This window comes from Parvibaculum sedimenti, assembly GCF_009184905.1.
Classification (GTDB): domain Bacteria; phylum Pseudomonadota; class Alphaproteobacteria; order Parvibaculales; family Parvibaculaceae; genus Parvibaculum; species Parvibaculum sedimenti.
The window spans coordinates 25590-41567 of record NZ_WESC01000014.1 but is presented as its reverse complement, the minus strand read 5'-3'; the positions used below and the strand labels follow the sequence as shown (position 1 = coordinate 41567).

Sequence of the window (15978 nt, the reverse complement as noted above, 5' to 3'; positions counted from 1 at the left end):
TTCAAAGCTCCGCGATGCCGACGAGGTTGCGGATGCGATCATAGCTGAGCACAGGCCCATCCTTGCAGAGAAAAGCCGGTCCGAACTGGCAGTGCCCACAATGCCCCAGCGCGCATTTCATGCTGCGCTCCATTGAAACATGGATACGCTCATCGGCAACACCCTGCTTCTTCAGTGCCTCGACGCTGAAACGCATCATGATTTCCGGGCCGCAAACAAAGGTCGTGACACGCTGCGGGTCAAAGCCCGCCAAGGCCACAAGTTGCGTAATGACACCGACGCGCCCATGCCAATCGGTGCCCGCATAATCGACTGTCACCTCGCAGGCAATGTCGAGGTTGCGCCGCCATTGCCGCAGTTCCTCGGCAAAGAGGATCGTCTCCGGGCTTCGCGCGCCATGCAGGATCGCAATCCGACGATAACGGTCGCGTTCGGCGAGCAGCCGGTAGATCGCGGAGCGCAGCGGTGCGAGGCCGAGCCCGCCCGCAACGATGAGAACGTCCCCACCCTCTGCGGCCGCAAGCGGCCAAGCGCTTCCGAAAGGGCCTCGTACGCCGACCATGTCTCCGGCCTCGAGCGTCGCGAAGGCATGGGTGACGCTACCCATCGCGCGGACCGTGTGAACGAGGCGTTCCGGCGCCGCCGGGTCGCCGCTGATGCTGATCGGCACTTCGCCATAGCCGAAGAGATAAAGCATGTTGAACTGGCCGGGCGCGAAGCGACAGGCGGTTTCGCCGTCAACGGGCACCAGCGTAAACGTATAGGTGTCGGCGGTTTCGTGGATCTTCTCGACGATGCGGAAGCGCCGCGGCACCATCGGATCGGAACGCGACGGGGCGATGGACATCAGCCGGCGCTCCCCGGCCCGTAGACATCCAGCGCCTGCAACCGGGCGCGATTGAGCCGCTCGACGACGATGGGCACGAAACGCTTCATCAGCTCATAACCAAGATCGTGGTCGGCATCGCATTTGCCGCGCAGGCAGGCGGCGTCGAAGGCGATGGCGACCGTGGTGTCGACCGCGCGCGCATTCGAATGGCAGCGGTAAGGCGGAACCACCCAGGCGGCATTCAGGATGTCGTTGTCGTGAAGCGTCTGATGGACGAGCGGCCGGCCCGCGCCGGGAAGCTCCAGCGCCACATGTCCATGCTGAACGACGTAAAAGGTGTCGGCCGGATCGCCCTGTCGGTAGACAGTCTGCCCCTTCTCGAACCGCACATGCTTTCCGCATCCGGCGATGGTCGCGCAGAAGGCAGGGTCGAGCCCGCGAAAGAAAGGGGCTGCGGCAATGACGTCCTCGAGCTTGTGCGTTTCCATGAGCTCAATCCTTCTCGATGCTCGCGCGGATCGCGGCCGCCTCGGCTGTAATGTCGATTCCGGCAGGACACCAGGTGATGCAGCGTCCGCAGCCGACACATCCGGATTCTCCAAACTGGTCGATCCAGTTCGCGAGCTTGTGCGTCATCCATTGCCGGTAACGCGAGGCGATGCCGGGCCTGACCGAGCCGCCGCGGATATAGGAGAAATCGAGACTGAAGCAGGAATCCCAGCGCTGATGGCGCTCTGCGGCCTGACCGTCGAGATCGGTCACATCTTCATCCGTGTGGCAGAAGCAGGTCGGACAGGCGAACGTGCAATTGCCGCAGGAAAGGCAGCGCTCGGCCACGTCGTCCCATTGCGGATGTTCGAGATTTTCCTGCAGCAGCGACTTCAACCCCTCGGTTTGAAGCACCCGGCCCATGCTTTGCGCCGTCCGCTCAACAATGGCCTCTGCCTCCGCAGCATCGCCGTCGCCTGCCGCTCGCAACGAAAGCAGGGACGCAATGACCGCGCCGCGCGGGCTACCGACCTCGAGCAGAAAATCATGCCGACCCTCACCTATTATCTCCGTCAGCGCGAGATCGTAGCCGGCTTCAGCGCGCGGACCTGCATCCATTGAAACGCAGAAGCAGGTCGCGCCCGCCCTGGCACAATTGACGGCGATGAAGAAAGCCGCGTCCCGCCGCGCGCTATAGTCCGCATCGGGATGAATTCCATCCATGAAGACGCGATCCTGAATGGAAACGGCCTTGAGTTCGCAGGCCCGCATGCCGAGAAAAGCGAAGCGCGGCGTTTCTCTCACGTCGGGATCTATCGCGAAGTCGGCAGCACTTCCCTTTGCTCGCCAGAGCGTCCGGCGCGGCTGGAAGAGAAACGGCCTCCACGACTGGGCGCCCGCGACATAGCCGAACAGGGCCTCATCCTCGCGCCGCTTGAGGCGATAAGTTCCCGCCTCCTGCTCATCGGTCCATCCAACGGGAAGCTCGCTCTCGCCACTGATTTCCGAATATACGATCGCGCCGCCCTGCAAGGTCGGTCCAATGACGGCATAGCCCTGACCGCGCAGGGCATCGATAAGCTTGCCAAACTCGGCGCGCGCCAGAAGCGCATGCTCGCCGATCTGGAGCGCAAGGTCTGTGCTCATCGCTCCCGCCTGTCCATATGCGCTACTGCACGCCAACCTGCTTAGTCGAAGTTCGTGACTCTATTGCGTACCGCATTGCACGCGCCGTCGGCTTGTGTGCTCGCCCCTGACCGATGCTGCAACAACATCATCAGCTTTGCTCAGGAATTCCACACCTGTTTATTCATTGCGACAACGCAAAATACCCCCTGCCCCGGCAGCGTACCGATCTGGATCAGGGGCCCCCAACCAGATGGCAACCCCGGCGACGGGCGGAAAATGTGCGACGACCTGGGGGGCGTGTTGGTCAGGTGAGATGCAGCGTACAGACGCAAAAGCGGGGAAGACGTCCAGATGGACTTCCCGCCAACTCTAAATCACTTAAATTGCTGGATTTTTTGGTGGGCGCACGTGGGCTCGAACCACGGACCCGCTGATTAAGAGTCAGCTGCTCTACCAACTGAGCTATGCGCCCGCCGAGGGCCTGATCTGCGTTGCAGTTTCGGCCGCGGGTCTCAGGGACCACCAAATCCGTCTGAGGTGGCTGCTAATAGCAAAGCTCAGAGGGTCTGTCCAGCAACCTTCGTGAACTATTTTTGGCGACGACCCGGTATATCCCCGCCAAGCCGAAAAGACAGGTCAGATCACCAGAAAGCGTTGTTGCCGCGGGCAATTTCGAGGTTGCGGTGGATATAGACGCTCATCAACAGGCCGAAGGCGAACATCAGCGAAAGCATGGCCGTGCCGCCATATGAAACAAGCGGCAGCGGCACGCCGACCACGGGCAGGAGGCCCATGACCATCGCCGAGTTGATGAAAACGTAGAAAAAGAAACTGACCGATATTCCCAGCGCCAGCAGCCTGCCGAACTGGTTGCGGCACTGCATGGCGACGCTGAAGGAATAGATCAGCACCAGCGCATAGAGGGCGAGCAGCGTCAGCCCGCCCACAAATCCCAGCTCCTCGCAGAGCATGGTGAAAATGAAGTCGGTCTGCTTTTCCGGCAGAAAGTTCAGATGCGCCTGTGTGCCCGCCATGAACCCCTTGCCGAAAACGCCGCCGGAACCCAGCGCGATCTTCGATTGCAGAATGTGATAGCCCGCGCCCAGCGGGTCGCGCTCCGGATCCAGGAAGGTAAAGACGCGATTGCGCTGATAGTCGTGTAATCGGTCCCAGACGACCGGAATGGCCGCGAGAACGGCGACGCCGCCCAGAATGAAATATCGCCAGGCAAGGCCCGCCGCGAAGAAAAGTACGCCGCCCGACACGGTGAGCAGAATCGCGGTGCCGAGGTCCGGCTGCTTCACCACCAGCCCCACCGGCACGACGATGATGAGCAACGGAATGATGAGGTTCTTGAGGCGCGATACTTCATCGAGCGTCAACCCGTGGAAATAGCGGGCGAGCGCCAGAAGAATGGCGACCTTCATGATCTCCGATGGCTGCAGCTGAATGATGCCGAGATTGAGCCAGCGCTGCGCACCCATTCCCTTGAAGCCGACAATGTCGACAGCAGTGACGAGCACCAGCGCAATCGCATAGAGCGGATAGGCGATGCGCATCCAGAGCCGAAGGTCGACGAGCGCCACGACGATCATGATGCCGGCCCCCACGACGAAGCGAACCATCTGCTTCAAGGCCCAGGGCGAAAAGCTCCCATCCGCCACGGAATAGAGCATGGCGAAGCCCATCGACGAGATAACGGCGAGCAAAAGCAGGAAGCCCCAGTTGAATTCCATCAGCTTGTCGCTGATGCGCATGTCGCGGCCAGTGAAGCGGCGCAGGTCCAACATCACGCCTCCTCCACGTCGGGGCGCGGCACATAGGCTTGCGGCCGGGCCAGATTGCGCTTCTGCACTTCGAGCATGATGTCGCGCGCCGCAGGCGCGGCGGCGCCGGAACCCGAGCCGCCATGCTCGATCACAAGCGCCATAGCATATTTGGGGTCAGCGACGGGCGCAAAGCAGATGAAAAGCGCGTGGTCGCGCAGGCGCCATTCCAGCGTATCGTTCTTGCGCACACCTGAGTCACGCTCGGCCATGCTGATCCGGCGTACCTGCGCCGAACCCGTCTTGCCCGCGAGTTCCATGCCGACTTCGGCAATGCGCGCGCGATAGGCCGTGCCACCCTGTTCGTTCGACACGCCATTCATGCCGCCCTGCACGATCTTCAGGTGTTCGGGGTCGACATCCATCTTCGGCGCTTCAGGCACAGGCAGCAATTGCCCGCCCACGGCGCGCGTCAGGCGCGGCTTCACCGCGAAGCCGCCATTGGCGAGCCGCGAGGCCATGACCGCGAGTTGCAACGGCGTCGTCAGCAGGAAGCCCTGTCCGATGCCGGTGATGAGCGTTTCGCCCTGCTGCCAGCTCACGCCCGTCGTCGCGCGCTTCCATTCGCGGCTCGGAACGATGCCCTTCTTCTCGCCGGGAATTTCGAGATCGTAGGTCTCGCCGAGCCCGAAGCGCCTTGCGACCTTCGCGATGGCGTCGATGCCGACACGCTTGGCGACGTCGTAGAAATAGACGTCGCAGGAGTGCTTGATCCCGTCATGCATGTTCATCGCACCGTGCCCCTCCTTCTTCCAGCAATGGAAGACGTGGTTGCCCAGTGCGTATTTGCCGTTACAGCCGACCGTGTGGTTCGGGTCGATGCCCGCCTCGAGCGCGGCAATCGCCGTCATCGTCTTGAAGGTCGAGCCCGGCGGATAAAGGCCCGCAATCGCCTTGTTGGTCAGCGGCTTGTAGGGATTTCCGACCAGCAGTTTCCACTGGTCCTGGCTCAACCCCATGTTGAATTCATTCGGATCGAAGGCCGGCGTCGAGACGAAGGAAAGAATATCGCCACTGTGGATATCCATGACCACGGCGCTGGCGGATTCTTCCTTGAGCCGCTCGCAGGCGAATTTCTGGATCTCCATGTCCAGCGTCAGCACGATTTCCGCGCCGGGCTTGCCCTGATCCTTCGAGAGTTCGCGGATGACGCGGCCATAGGCATTGACCTCGACGTGGCTTGCACCCGCGATCCCGCGCAGCTCCTGGTCATAGGTCTTTTCGATGCCGCTCTTGCCGATGCGGAAGCCAGGCAGCTTCAACAGCGGCTGTTCGTCGTCTGCGGCTTCCATCTCCTTGTCGGAAACGGGCCCCACATAGCCGACAACATGGGCGAGTTCCATCGCGTAGGGATATTGGCGCGTCTCGCCGACATCGGGCTGAACGCCCGCAAGATCCGGCTCGTTGATGTTCACCTGCGCGAATTGCTCCCAGCTCAGGTCTTCGGCGACCGTCACCGGCATAAAGCGCGGCGAACGCGCGATATCGCGCATGATCTTCTTGCGGTCGAAGGGCGTGATCGCAACGATGCGCGAAAGCCTGTCCAGCGTCTCGGCGACATTCGGCGTCTGCTCGGCGACCAGCACAGCGCGGTAGTTCTGCCGGTTGGAAGCCAGCACGCTGCCATAGCGATCGACGATGCGACCACGGAGCGGCGCGAGCAGACGGACGTTGATGCGGTTTTCTTCCGCCAGCATCCGGTATTCGTCGGACTTGAGAACCTGCAGATAGTACATCCGCCCGGCCAGAACGACGAAGGCAGCCGCCTGCGCACCGCCAAGCACCAGCATACGCCGGGTGAAGGTCTGGTAGCGGGAACTGTCTCTTCCGTCGATCTGCATGTGTCGTCCCCGATCCTTCCCTAGCCTGACGGAAGGATGCGGCGCTCGATGCGCCCGAAGATCAAAGCGAAAAGCGGAAACAGCGCGACCGTCGCCAAGAGATGCCAGACGATCGGCCTTATTGGAAGAAACGCGCCATAAAAGAGCGACGCCGCCACCCAGCCGACCAGCCCTGCGAAAATCGCCGCCAACAGAAAGCCAAGCCAGAAGACGGAGAACGGCGCGTTCATGGCGAGAAAGCGCTGCGTCAGAACGACGATGTAGGTCAGCACATAGACGAAGGCCCAAAGCCCGATGGGCCCGCCTGACAGGAGATCGGACAGAAGGCCGACAAGAAACACCGCATAGACCGGGAACATTTCAGGCCGCACGATTGCCCAGTAATAGATCGCCATCAGCCCGAAGGCCGGCATGACCGAGGTGCCGAAGATGCGGCCGATGGGCACGAAGGACAGCAATACGCAGACGAGACCCATGACAAAGGGCAACACCGTCAGGACGATGCGGCCCGCGCGGGCTCCCGGCGTCGGCGTATAGGATTCGAGCCTGGCCATCACTCGGTCCCCGGCGTGTCTTGGCTGCCCGGCACGACGTCTTCCTCGGGCGGTGGCACATCCTCTTCCGCGTCAGGCACAGGCTGCATCGTCGATGCAGAAGGCGCGGCTGGCGTTGCTTCAGGCGGCAGGACTTGCGGCGGCGGTGCAGGCTTCTTCTCCGGCTTCTTGGCGACCGGCGCAGGTTTGGCGGGCTTTGCCGGCGCGGACGCCCCCTCGGTGAGAGGTGGCGTCGCGGGTTTGGGGGCGCCCGGAATGGTCGCGGCGGGCTTCACGCGCTCCACGGGCTTGGATTCAACCGGCGGTCCGAGCAGCACCGCAGGAGGATCCTGCCGGTCGATCTGGCTCGGAAATTCATACTTGAGGATGCGCACGAAATCGAGCCGGTCGCGGTCCGAAAAGGTCTGTACGCGAAGGAAGCCGTCGCTGGTCTGGATGACCACGCCCACGGGTATGCCGGGCGGAATAAGTCCGCCATCGCCGGAGGTCACGACACGGTCGCCAGGCGACACGCTGCTCGTGGAGGCCAGATATTCGAGCTTCGGCCAGTCCGTATTGTCGCCCGCGAGCACCGCCTTGTAATGCGCGGGCTCGATGACGACGGGAATGCGGCTGTTCAAATCGGTAAGCAGCAGGATGCGGCTCGCCTTCTTGCCGGTCGCGACGATGCGCCCCACGAGACCATCCGTATCGACGACGCCGTCGCCGCTCTTCGCGCCGGCCTCACGGCCAACATTGACGATGACGGTATCGACGAAGGGCCCGCCATTGTCGCTGACGACGCGGCCGCTGACATATTTGATCGCCGGATCAATCTGGACGTTGAGCAGCGCCTCATACCGCGCGAGCTTCGACTCAAGCCTGAGCGCCGCGTCCTTCCAGGCGAGGAGACGGGCATTTTCAGCGCGAAGCCGCTCGTTCTCGTCGAAGACATAGGCATATTCGTCGGTGCGTTCGACAACGCGGCGCGCGGCGGAAACGGGCCGCGAGGCAATTTCGAGCAGCGGCGCCGTCATATCGGTAACGACCTGCCGCGCCTCATCGAAGACATAGGTCTCCGCCCGTCCGAGAAGCAGCAAGGCGGCCGCCAGCGTCAGCATGAAGACGAGCGAAATCCTGTTGGAGATTTCGCGGATCGGGACTGCTGACCGGTTTGGATCTATCGCCAAGTTAGTGCTTCCGCTGCCCCTTCAGCCCGCCCATGCGGAACTGACGTCTGAACTCAGTAGACCGATGAAAGGACGTGCTTCATCGTCTTGATGTGCTCAAGCGCCTTGCCCGTGCCGAGCGCCACGCAGGAAAGCGCGTCGTCGGCGATCGAAACCGGCAGACCTGTCTCGTCGCGGAGCACCTGGTCGAGATTGGCGAGCAACGCGCCGCCGCCCGTCAGCACGATGCCCTTGTCCACGATATCGGCGGCGAGTTCAGGCGGCGTCGCTTCGAGCGCGACCTTCACCGCTTCGACGATGGCGCCGACGGGCTCGGCAAGGCTTTCCGCGATCTGGCGCTGGCCGATACGGATTTCCTTCGGAACGCCGTTCATCAGGTCGCGGCCCTTGATCTCGATGGTCATGCCGTCGCCATCGGAGGGAATTGCGGCGGAGCCGACTTCCTTCTTGATGCGCTCGGCAGACGCCTCACCCACCAGCAGGTTATGGTGGCGGCGGATATAGGCGATGATCGCTTCGTCCATCTTGTCGCCGCCGACGCGGACGGAGCGCGCATAGACAATGCCGCCCAGCGAGAGCACCGCGACTTCCGTCGTGCCGCCGCCGATATCGACAACCATTGAGCCGGTGGGCTCCGTCACCGGCAACCCTGCGCCGATCGCGGCAGCCATCGGCTCCTCGATCAGATAGACGCGGCGGGCGCCGGCGGAAAGTGCCGACTCCTGAATGGCGCGACGCTCGACCGCCGTCGAACCCGACGGCACGCAGACGATGATCTGCGGATTGGCGAAGGAACGCCGATTGTGAACCTTGCGGATGAAATGCTTGATCATCTCTTCGGCAACTTCGAAGTCGGCGATGACGCCGTCCCGCATGGGGCGGATCGCCTGAATGTTGCCGGGGGTGCGACCGAGCATCAGCTTGGCTTCCTCGCCGACGGCGAGCACCTGCTTCTTTCCCCCCTTCTCGATGATGGCCACGACTGAGGGTTCGTTGAGCACGATGCCCCGACCCTTGACATAGACGAGGGTGTTCGCCGTGCCGAGGTCGATTGCCATATCAGCGGAGAACATGCCGAGCAGACCGGAAAGCATGTCTATCTTTATCCTTTAACGGTATGTCGGCGGAGTTCGCAGTCGTAAGTTCCGTCGACGGTTGAAAGTGTCTTCAATCGCGGTGGCTATTTGGTTAACAAGCCGCCGGTCACAGCCGTGCCGGAAGCCGGACGGCAAGGCTATCGTAAAAGTCCGGGAAGCATGTCCCCATTATTTATCCGTATGCGAACAAGCCGGGGCGCCTTGCGGGAGGGGGGCGATGCGTGGACGCGAGAATCGGTGCCTTCCACCCCCGCTTTCCTGCTTGCTCCCACCCTTCGGGTCATTCTTTTTTACCCGCCTCATCACTTGTTTGCTGGTGCCGGCCGGACCATCGCCCACCCCGCGAAAGCACATCGCTTCCTGTCAGCGTTTCGGCTACCACAGCGAATCGCCGAGCGCGGCGATTCCACCTCGGGCGTGCGCGGCGGCCTGAGGTTTGTACGCCGAAAGCCGATACAGGCGCAACGAAAAAGACCTTATTTTAGGGGCTTTTCAAGGGTTTGAGGGCAAGCTCGGTGATCTCGTGCGAACGCCCTTCGAGCGCCGCGCGATGGCGCTTCACCGCCTCGACAATGAACTCCATAACCGCCCTGACATGCGCGAGCTGGGCGAGGTCATTACGCGCCATGAGCCACAATTCGAGAGCACCCAGCAGATCCGGCCCGAATACCCGTTCGAGGGTCGGGTCACGGTCGGCGATGAGGCATGGCAAGGCCGTGAGGCCGAGGTTTCGCCGCGCCGCTTCCGCGCGCGCGGCGGCGCTCCACGAGCGGACTGTAACACTGGAAGATTTCTCGGCGCGCGACATCCACCAAACCGGACCCAATGGCGTTTCGCCGCGAGGAAAGCCGATGATGTCATGCCCGGCGAGGTCCGACATCTGCTCCGGCCGGCCCTTTTCGGCGAGATAGGCCGACGAGGCATAGAGCCCATAGGCCATGTCGCCGACTTTTCGCATAAGCATGTCGCCCTGGGTCGGCCGGGCGGCGCGGAGCGCGACATCCACATCCCGCAGCGGATTACCGATACGTGGGGCGGCGCCGAGACTTGCGCCCCTTGGGTCATCCACCAGCTCAAGTTCAAGACCCGGATGAGCGGCCCGGAAAGATGGCAGTTCCGGCGCAATGAGGGTGGCCGCCAGCATCTCGCTGGCCGCGAGGCGCACCGTGCCCTCGCTGCCCGAGCCGGAGACGGCAAAATCCCTGGGGAGAGCCGAAAGCCGCCTGTCCACAGGCTCCAGCGCCTCCACAAGCTTCTCGCCCGCCGCCGTCAGCCGGTAGCCCGTGCGCTCGCGCTCGAAAAGGCGAGCGCCGAGATCGTCCTCCAGCGAGGCGACGCGGCGCAGAACGGTGGTTGTGTTGACGCCAAGCTGCTGCGCAGCGCCGGAGAGGCTGCCCGCGCCCGCGACCGCCAGGAAGTAGCGGAGATCGTCCCAATCCATGCTCATCCTACCTGCTTTGGCGCAAAACGCCCTTGCCTGGATGAGCGTACCGGGCTTTGAACATAGAATAAATGCAGCATGACAAAAAATATGCTGCGAATTTGCAATAGGTGGACGGGCTTTTACCCCTTAACGGGCTTCACTCGCGAAGCCGCCTCCTTCGCACGCGCACGTGCCTCGGCCATATCCGCCCCCCGGGCAAGCGCCACGCCCATGCGGCGGCGCTGGAAGGATTCAGGCTTGCCAAAGAGCCGAACCTCGGTGCCCGGCACGGCCAGCGCCTGGTCGAGCCCCTCGAAGGCGATGCCCTGCTCGTCCATGCCGCCATAAATGACGGCGGAAGCCCCCGGCGCGAGAAGCTCTGTCGAAACCGGCAGGCCGAGGATCGCGCGGGCATGGAGCGCGAATTCGCTCTGATACTGGCTGACCAGCGTGACGAGGCCCGTATCATGCGGGCGCGGACTCACTTCCGAGAACCAGACATCGTCGCCCTTCACGAAAAGCTCGACGCCGAAAATGCCGCGCCCGCCCAGCGCATCCGTTACCTTCTTGGCGATATCGCGGGCACTAGCCAGCGCCTTCGCGGTCATCTTCTGGGGTTGCCAGCTTTCGACATAGTCGCCCTTCACCTGCACATGGCCGACCGGATCGCAGAAATGCGTTTCGATCTCGCCCGAGGCGCCGCGTGCGCGGACGGTAAGCTGCGTGATCTCGTAATCAAAATCGATGCGGCCCTCGACAATGACGAGCTGGCGCTCGACGCGCCCCGCCGCCATCGCATAATCCCATGCCGCCTGAACGCCCTCGGCATTCTCGACATAACTCTGCCCTTTGCCCGACGACGACATGACCGGCTTCACGAAGCAGGGAAAGCCGACTTTGGCCGCACCTGCCCGCAGGTCCTCGGCGCTGGCCGCAAAGGCATAGGGCGAAGTCGGCAGGCCCAGCTCTTCGGCAGCGAGGCGGCGAATGCCTTCGCGGTTCATGGTGAGCTGCGCGGCGCGCGCCGTCGGGATCACCTCGGCAAGACCTTCAGCCTCGATCTTCGCCAACTCGTCGGTGGCGATGGCCTCGATCTCGGGAACGATGAGATGCGGGCGCTCCTTTTCGACCAGCGCGCGCAATGCCGCCGCGTCGGTCATCTGGATGACGTATGAGCGGTGCGCCACCTGCTGGGCGGGGGCATTCTCGTAACGATCGACGGCGATCACCTCCGCGCCATAGCGCTGAAGCTCGATCGCTACCTCCTTGCCGAGTTCGCCGGAGCCCAGAAGCATGACCCGCGTCGCGCCTTTTGTGAGCGGTGTGCCGATACGCATGGATGGTTCCCCGGTGAGGCTTGAATATGAATGGCCGCGATGTAGCACAAGGCGGGCAGCCATACGACTCGACTTGATTCCCCCTCGCCACTCCGATACATATGAACATCTGTTCATATGTGGTTGAGATGCCCCAACACACCCTGACGACAACCGAGCCCTCGCTTTCCGACGACAAGGCGGTGGAACTCGCCGAAATGTTCCGCCTGCTCGGCGATCCGAGCCGGCTCCGCATCGTCGTGGAGACGCTGGAGGGGCCGCAATCAGTCGGTCACATGGCCGACAAGCTCGGCCTCTCCTCTTCCCTTGTCAGTCATCACCTGCGGCTGCTGCGCGCTGCGCGCCTCGTCACTGCCGAACGGCGCGGAAAGCAGATTTTCTATCGCATTCACGATGCCCATGTGCGCCACGTCATCGCCGACATGGTCGCCCATGTGAACGAGGAACCTGAATAATGTCTGCCGAGCACCATCACGGGCAGGATCATCGCGAGCATGACCACGGTCATGGTCATTCGCACGAGCATGGTGCGGGCAATGAGCGCCGTGTACTCGTCGCACTGTGGATCACCGGCGGCTTCATGCTTGTCGAGGCGGCGGGCGGTTTCATCTCCGGCTCACTTGCCCTTATCGCCGATGCAGGGCACATGCTGACCGATACGGGCGCGCTGGCACTCGCCTGGATTGCTGTGCGTCTCGCCCGACGTCCGGCGGATGAGGCACGCAGCTATGGCTGGCATCGCGCCGAAATCCTCGCAGCCTTTCTCAATGGCTTCGTCATGCTGGCGCTTTCGGCGTGGATCATCGTCGAAGCGGGCCTGCGCCTCATGCGTCCGATCGAAGTTCTGGGCGGCCCCATGCTCGTCGTCGCCATCGGCGGACTTGGCGTCAATATCCTCTCCTTCCTGATGCTTCACGGCGCGGGCGACAGCCTCAATCTCAAAGGCGCCGCACTGCATGTGCTGGGCGACCTGCTCGGCTCTGTCGCGGCGATCATTGCCGCCATTGTCATTCTGCTCACCGGCTTCATGCCGGTAGACCCCATGCTCTCCGTCCTCGTCGCGCTCCTCATTCTTCGCAGCGCATGGAAGATCACGCGGGATTCGGCGCATATCCTCATGGAGGGGACGCCACCTGGACTCGATCCCGACGAAATCGCGGCCGACCTCGTAAAAAATGTCGAGGGCGTCGACAATGTCCACCACGTCCATGCCTGGTCGCTGACGCAAGGCCAATCGCTCGTCACCCTCCATGCGCACCTCGCGGATGGCGTGGATGGCAATACGGCGCTTTCCGACATCAAGGCGCGGCTTGGTTCAGAATTCGGTATCGGCCATGCGACCGTGCAACTCGAGCGCGGCGAATGCACCGATAGCGGGCATGACAGGCTTCATTAGGCGCCCGTCATCATCGAGTGACCGGAAGCGCCGGACGCGCTAACATGGCGCGTGCCGCTGCGTCACCCCGGAGTTCCCATGTCCTATTCCGTGCCTGAAGAGCCGAGCCTCTTTTCCCGGCTCGGAGAACTCCGCGCCTTTCTCGAACTGGGTTCCATGGCGCCCGCTTTGCCCGCGCTGATGCATGCGCCGCGCGGCGATGGCCACCCGGTTCTCGTTCTGCCCGGCATGCTGACTTCCGATGGCTCGACGGTGGTGCTGCGCCGCTATCTCCAGATGCTTGGCTATCAGGTCCATCCCTGGAAGCTCGGCATGAACTGGGGCCCGAGCGAGAAGATCCGGCAGGGCGTACGCGACCGCTTCAAGGAATTGTCCGACCGCTATCAGCGCCGCGTCAGCATCATCGGCTGGTCGCTTGGCGGCATCTATGCGCGCGAGCTTGCCCGCGATCTGCCCTCGCTGGTGCGTCAGGTCATCACGCTGGGAAGCCCCTTTGCCGCCGGCTACAGAATGGACGGAAGCTACGACCCCGAACTCGCCAAACGCCTGCGCGTTGCGCCGCCCGTGCCCTGCACCGCTATCTATTCGAAGAGCGATGGCGTCGTGCCATGGGAAGCATGCCGCGAAGCGGAAAGTCCGCAAACGGACAATATAGAGGTTCAGGCCAGCCACATGGGCATGAGCGTCAATCCGCTCGTGCTCTGGGCGATTGCCGACCGGCTGGCGCTGCCGGAAGGAGCCTGGCAGCCCTTCGACCGCTCGGGCGTCAATTCCTGGTTTTACTGAAGTCAGGCGATGGGACGCGGCGCAGCGTTGCCGGATTTCGGCTGACCGCCGGACTTCGCCTGGGTGCGCGTGTCGCCGTAGAGCTTCATCGCGCCGCCGATGAGGATGAGCGTTCCCACATAGAAGACAATCTGGATACCCGAGGGCCGCGCCGTATAGCCGATCAGCGTGTGGAGAAGCTGACCGACGAGACTGCTTTCCGTCAGCAGCCACGACGTGTCCCAGATCGCGCGGCCGAGCGAAGGAAGAATATCGGCCTGTGTGAGGAAATTCGCGCCCTGCGCGGCCATGCCCGCCGCGAGCAGCAGGATCAGCCAGCTCGTCACCGAGAACAGGTGGCGCGTCGAGAGATTGAGCAGACCGAAATAAAGCGCGAAGCCCAGCGCCGCACCTGCCGCAACGCCGATCACGCCGCCGAACAGAAGGCCCGAGGCTCCGACACCGCCGCTCGCAATGCCGTAAAGGAAAAGCACGACTTCCGAGCCCTCGCGCAGGATGGCCATGCCGACAACGATGGCAACCGCATAAAGCGGGCGCGCGCCCACCGACACGTCGTGCCCCACAGCCTTCATCTCCGCGGCAAGCTCGCGGCCATGGCTGCTCATCCAGACATTGTGCCAGGCAAGCATGATGACGGCGACGAAGAGCACGCTGGCGTTGAAGACTTCCTGCCCCGCCCCTTCCAGCGAGTCTGAAATCGCGCCCGCGAAGATCGCGACGAGGGCCGCGCCCGCAAGACCGCCCAGGACGCCGAGCACGAGCCACTTGTGACGGCCCGCCACACCCCTCGTCGCAGCCGCGACGATGCTGAGGACAAGCGCCGCCTCGATGACTTCACGAAAGACGATGATCAGGGTCGCGAGCATGGCGAGCTACCTTACAAATTATTTGGCGATCAGCTTGCCTTGCGCCGTCGCCTGATTGAACTCGCCGAAGAAGGGGTAGGTCCCCGCCTTCAGCGGATCGAGATAGAAGACGCCCTGCCTGCCGCCGCCGATGATCTTCTCGCGGTTGAGTTCGGTGGATTCGAATTCCTCCGGCGTCTCGTCGAGATTCTTGACGACGAGCTTGATCTCCTTGTTCGCCGGCACTTCGAGGACGGCCGGGTCGAACTTGTGATCCTTGATCGTGATTTCGAAAGTCGCCGGCTCCTCGGCAAACGCAGGCGCCGCGGCTCCCATGACGAGGATCACAGCCGCAGCAGACAGGAAATGACGCATCATGTTTTTCGGGCCCGCAGGTTAGGCAGATTGAACTTGCGGCATCTGATAATCATTCGCAACTTATGTCAACGCGCATTTCGCCGCATCGTCTTGACCTGGTTGGCGAGCCGCGCCGCCGCCTCGAAGCCGATCCGGGGACTGGAAAGGACCGGAATCGGAAGATTGTGACAAAGCGCCGCCGCAGGGGCCATCGAGGCCTGGGCGAGGACCAGCACGTCGACGCGACGGGCTATATCGGCGATCCGTGCCGCGATCCCCTGGTAATAGTCGTCGAGCCGCCCCTCCCGGAACGCGGTCCAGATGTCGTCGAAAAGGAAGGTTTCGAGCTCGAAATCCCGTGCGACGGCCCGGGCCGATTCGGCGATCAACGCCTCGGTATTCGGCACGGTCGCGGGCACACAGGCGGCGATGCCGATGCGATGACCTAGCAGAACCGCGAGGTCGGCCATCGGCCGGTCGATCCGGAGGATCGGCACGGCGGCCTCTGCATTCGCCGCTTCGGCAACCGCGCCCAGCGTCGAGCAGGTGCAGACGACCGTACTCGCGCCTCCATCGGCCAATGCCAGCAGCGCCTCGCGCGTCTTGAGCACGAGCCCCGGCGTCGCATGCCCCGCCTTCTCGGCGGCGGCGAGCAGATCCTCGCGCACCACATGGGTGAGCTTCAATTCCGGCGCGATCTCGGCTCCGAGCGCGTCGAAAGTGTCGATATGGATCGCCGCCGTATGCAGAAAGGCGATGTCGGCGCCGTGACGCTGAGACGATGGGGGCATGTCGCTCTCCTTCAACCTCGACTGTTCAAGTCTAACTGTCATCCCCGCATGAAACCCGGATGACATTCATCAATTCATCGTCGCCCCAAAGAGAAAGGGCCCTCCGCGAT

General features: G+C 62.9%; 16 protein-coding genes and 1 tRNA gene. 3 read left to right on the top strand and 14 right to left on the bottom strand.

Going from position 1 to position 15978, the window contains the following annotated elements:
• Nucleotide 1: 1 nt before the first annotated feature.
• The 11 genes from F2P47_RS14355 to purT all read right to left on the bottom strand — a co-directional run bounded on the left by F2P47_RS14355 (nt 2) and on the right by purT (nt 11693).
• Nucleotides 2–847: an FAD/NAD(P)-binding protein gene (locus F2P47_RS14355; RefSeq protein ID WP_204886702.1), complete on the bottom strand. Its 846-nt coding sequence runs from the start codon at nt 845–847 to the stop codon at nt 2–4.
• The gene (locus tag F2P47_RS14350) at nt 847–1317 is read right to left on the bottom strand and encodes a cyclic nucleotide-binding domain-containing protein (protein ID WP_152217068.1); all 471 of its coding nucleotides are present in this window, start codon (nt 1315–1317) and stop codon (nt 847–849) included. Before F2P47_RS14350 ends, F2P47_RS14355 begins: the two co-directional genes overlap by 1 nt.
• A gap of 4 nt (nt 1318–1321) precedes the next feature.
• Nucleotides 1322–2464 carry a 4Fe-4S dicluster domain-containing protein gene (locus F2P47_RS14345; protein ID WP_152217067.1) on the bottom strand — a complete coding sequence of 381 codons (1143 nt, stop codon included), beginning with the start codon at nt 2462–2464 and terminating at the stop codon, nt 1322–1324.
• 378 nt (nt 2465–2842) lie between these two features.
• A tRNA-Lys gene (locus tag F2P47_RS14340) sits at nt 2843–2918 on the bottom strand.
• 169 nt (nt 2919–3087) lie between these two features.
• Nucleotides 3088–4236: a rod shape-determining protein RodA gene (gene rodA, locus F2P47_RS14335; protein ID WP_152217066.1), complete on the bottom strand. Its 1149-nt coding sequence runs from the start codon at nt 4234–4236 to the stop codon at nt 3088–3090.
• A complete protein-coding gene (gene mrdA / locus F2P47_RS14330; protein ID WP_152217065.1) occupies nt 4236–6113 on the bottom strand; it encodes a penicillin-binding protein 2 in 1878 nt (625 codons plus the stop codon). The genes rodA and mrdA overlap by 1 nt, the downstream gene beginning before the upstream one ends.
• Nucleotides 6114–6133: 20 nt before the next feature.
• Complete coding sequence (gene mreD / locus F2P47_RS14325) at nt 6134–6667, bottom strand: rod shape-determining protein MreD (RefSeq protein ID WP_152217064.1); 534 nt, start codon at nt 6665–6667, stop codon at nt 6134–6136.
• On the bottom strand, nt 6667–7836 hold the full coding sequence (mreC, locus tag F2P47_RS14320; RefSeq protein WP_152217063.1) for a rod shape-determining protein MreC: 1170 nt from the start codon (nt 7834–7836) through the stop codon (nt 6667–6669). The genes mreD and mreC overlap by 1 nt, the downstream gene beginning before the upstream one ends.
• 53 nt (nt 7837–7889) lie before the next feature.
• Nucleotides 7890–8930, bottom strand: coding sequence for a rod shape-determining protein (locus F2P47_RS14315; protein ID WP_152217062.1), 1041 nt, complete (start codon nt 8928–8930; stop codon nt 7890–7892).
• Between the two features lie 484 nt (nt 8931–9414).
• Nucleotides 9415–10380, bottom strand: coding sequence for a LysR family transcriptional regulator (locus tag F2P47_RS14310; protein ID WP_152217061.1), 966 nt, complete (start codon nt 10378–10380; stop codon nt 9415–9417).
• Between the two features lie 116 nt (nt 10381–10496).
• Nucleotides 10497–11693: a formate-dependent phosphoribosylglycinamide formyltransferase gene (gene purT, locus F2P47_RS14305; protein WP_152217060.1), complete on the bottom strand. Its 1197-nt coding sequence runs from the start codon at nt 11691–11693 to the stop codon at nt 10497–10499.
• Between the two features lie 128 nt (nt 11694–11821).
• Here purT and F2P47_RS14300 point away from each other — a divergent pair, with 128 nt between their 5' ends.
• The 3 genes from F2P47_RS14300 to F2P47_RS14290 all read left to right on the top strand — a co-directional run bounded on the left by F2P47_RS14300 (nt 11822) and on the right by F2P47_RS14290 (nt 13875).
• The gene (locus F2P47_RS14300) at nt 11822–12148 is read left to right on the top strand and encodes an ArsR/SmtB family transcription factor (protein ID WP_204886700.1); all 327 of its coding nucleotides are present in this window, start codon (nt 11822–11824) and stop codon (nt 12146–12148) included.
• Nucleotides 12148–13089, top strand: a complete 942-nt coding sequence (locus F2P47_RS14295) for a cation diffusion facilitator family transporter (protein WP_152217058.1) — start codon at nt 12148–12150, stop codon at nt 13087–13089. The genes F2P47_RS14300 and F2P47_RS14295 overlap by 1 nt, the downstream gene beginning before the upstream one ends.
• A 78-nt stretch (nt 13090–13167) precedes the next feature.
• Entirely contained in the window at nt 13168–13875 is a 708-nt protein-coding gene (locus F2P47_RS14290) for an alpha/beta hydrolase (RefSeq protein WP_152217057.1), read from the top strand.
• A gap of 2 nt (nt 13876–13877) precedes the next feature.
• Here F2P47_RS14290 and F2P47_RS14285 read toward each other — a convergent pair whose 3' ends face one another.
• From F2P47_RS14285 to F2P47_RS14275, 3 genes are all read right to left on the bottom strand, one after another.
• Entirely contained in the window at nt 13878–14741 is an 864-nt protein-coding gene (locus tag F2P47_RS14285) for an FTR1 family iron permease (protein WP_152217056.1), read from the bottom strand.
• Nucleotides 14742–14759: 18 nt separating this feature from the next.
• On the bottom strand, nt 14760–15098 hold the full coding sequence (locus tag F2P47_RS14280; RefSeq protein ID WP_204886698.1) for a cupredoxin domain-containing protein: 339 nt from the start codon (nt 15096–15098) through the stop codon (nt 14760–14762).
• Nucleotides 15099–15163: 65 nt separating this feature from the next.
• The gene (locus tag F2P47_RS14275) at nt 15164–15868 is read right to left on the bottom strand and encodes an aspartate/glutamate racemase family protein (protein WP_152217055.1); all 705 of its coding nucleotides are present in this window, start codon (nt 15866–15868) and stop codon (nt 15164–15166) included.
• Between the last annotated feature and the right edge of the window lie 110 nt (nt 15869–15978).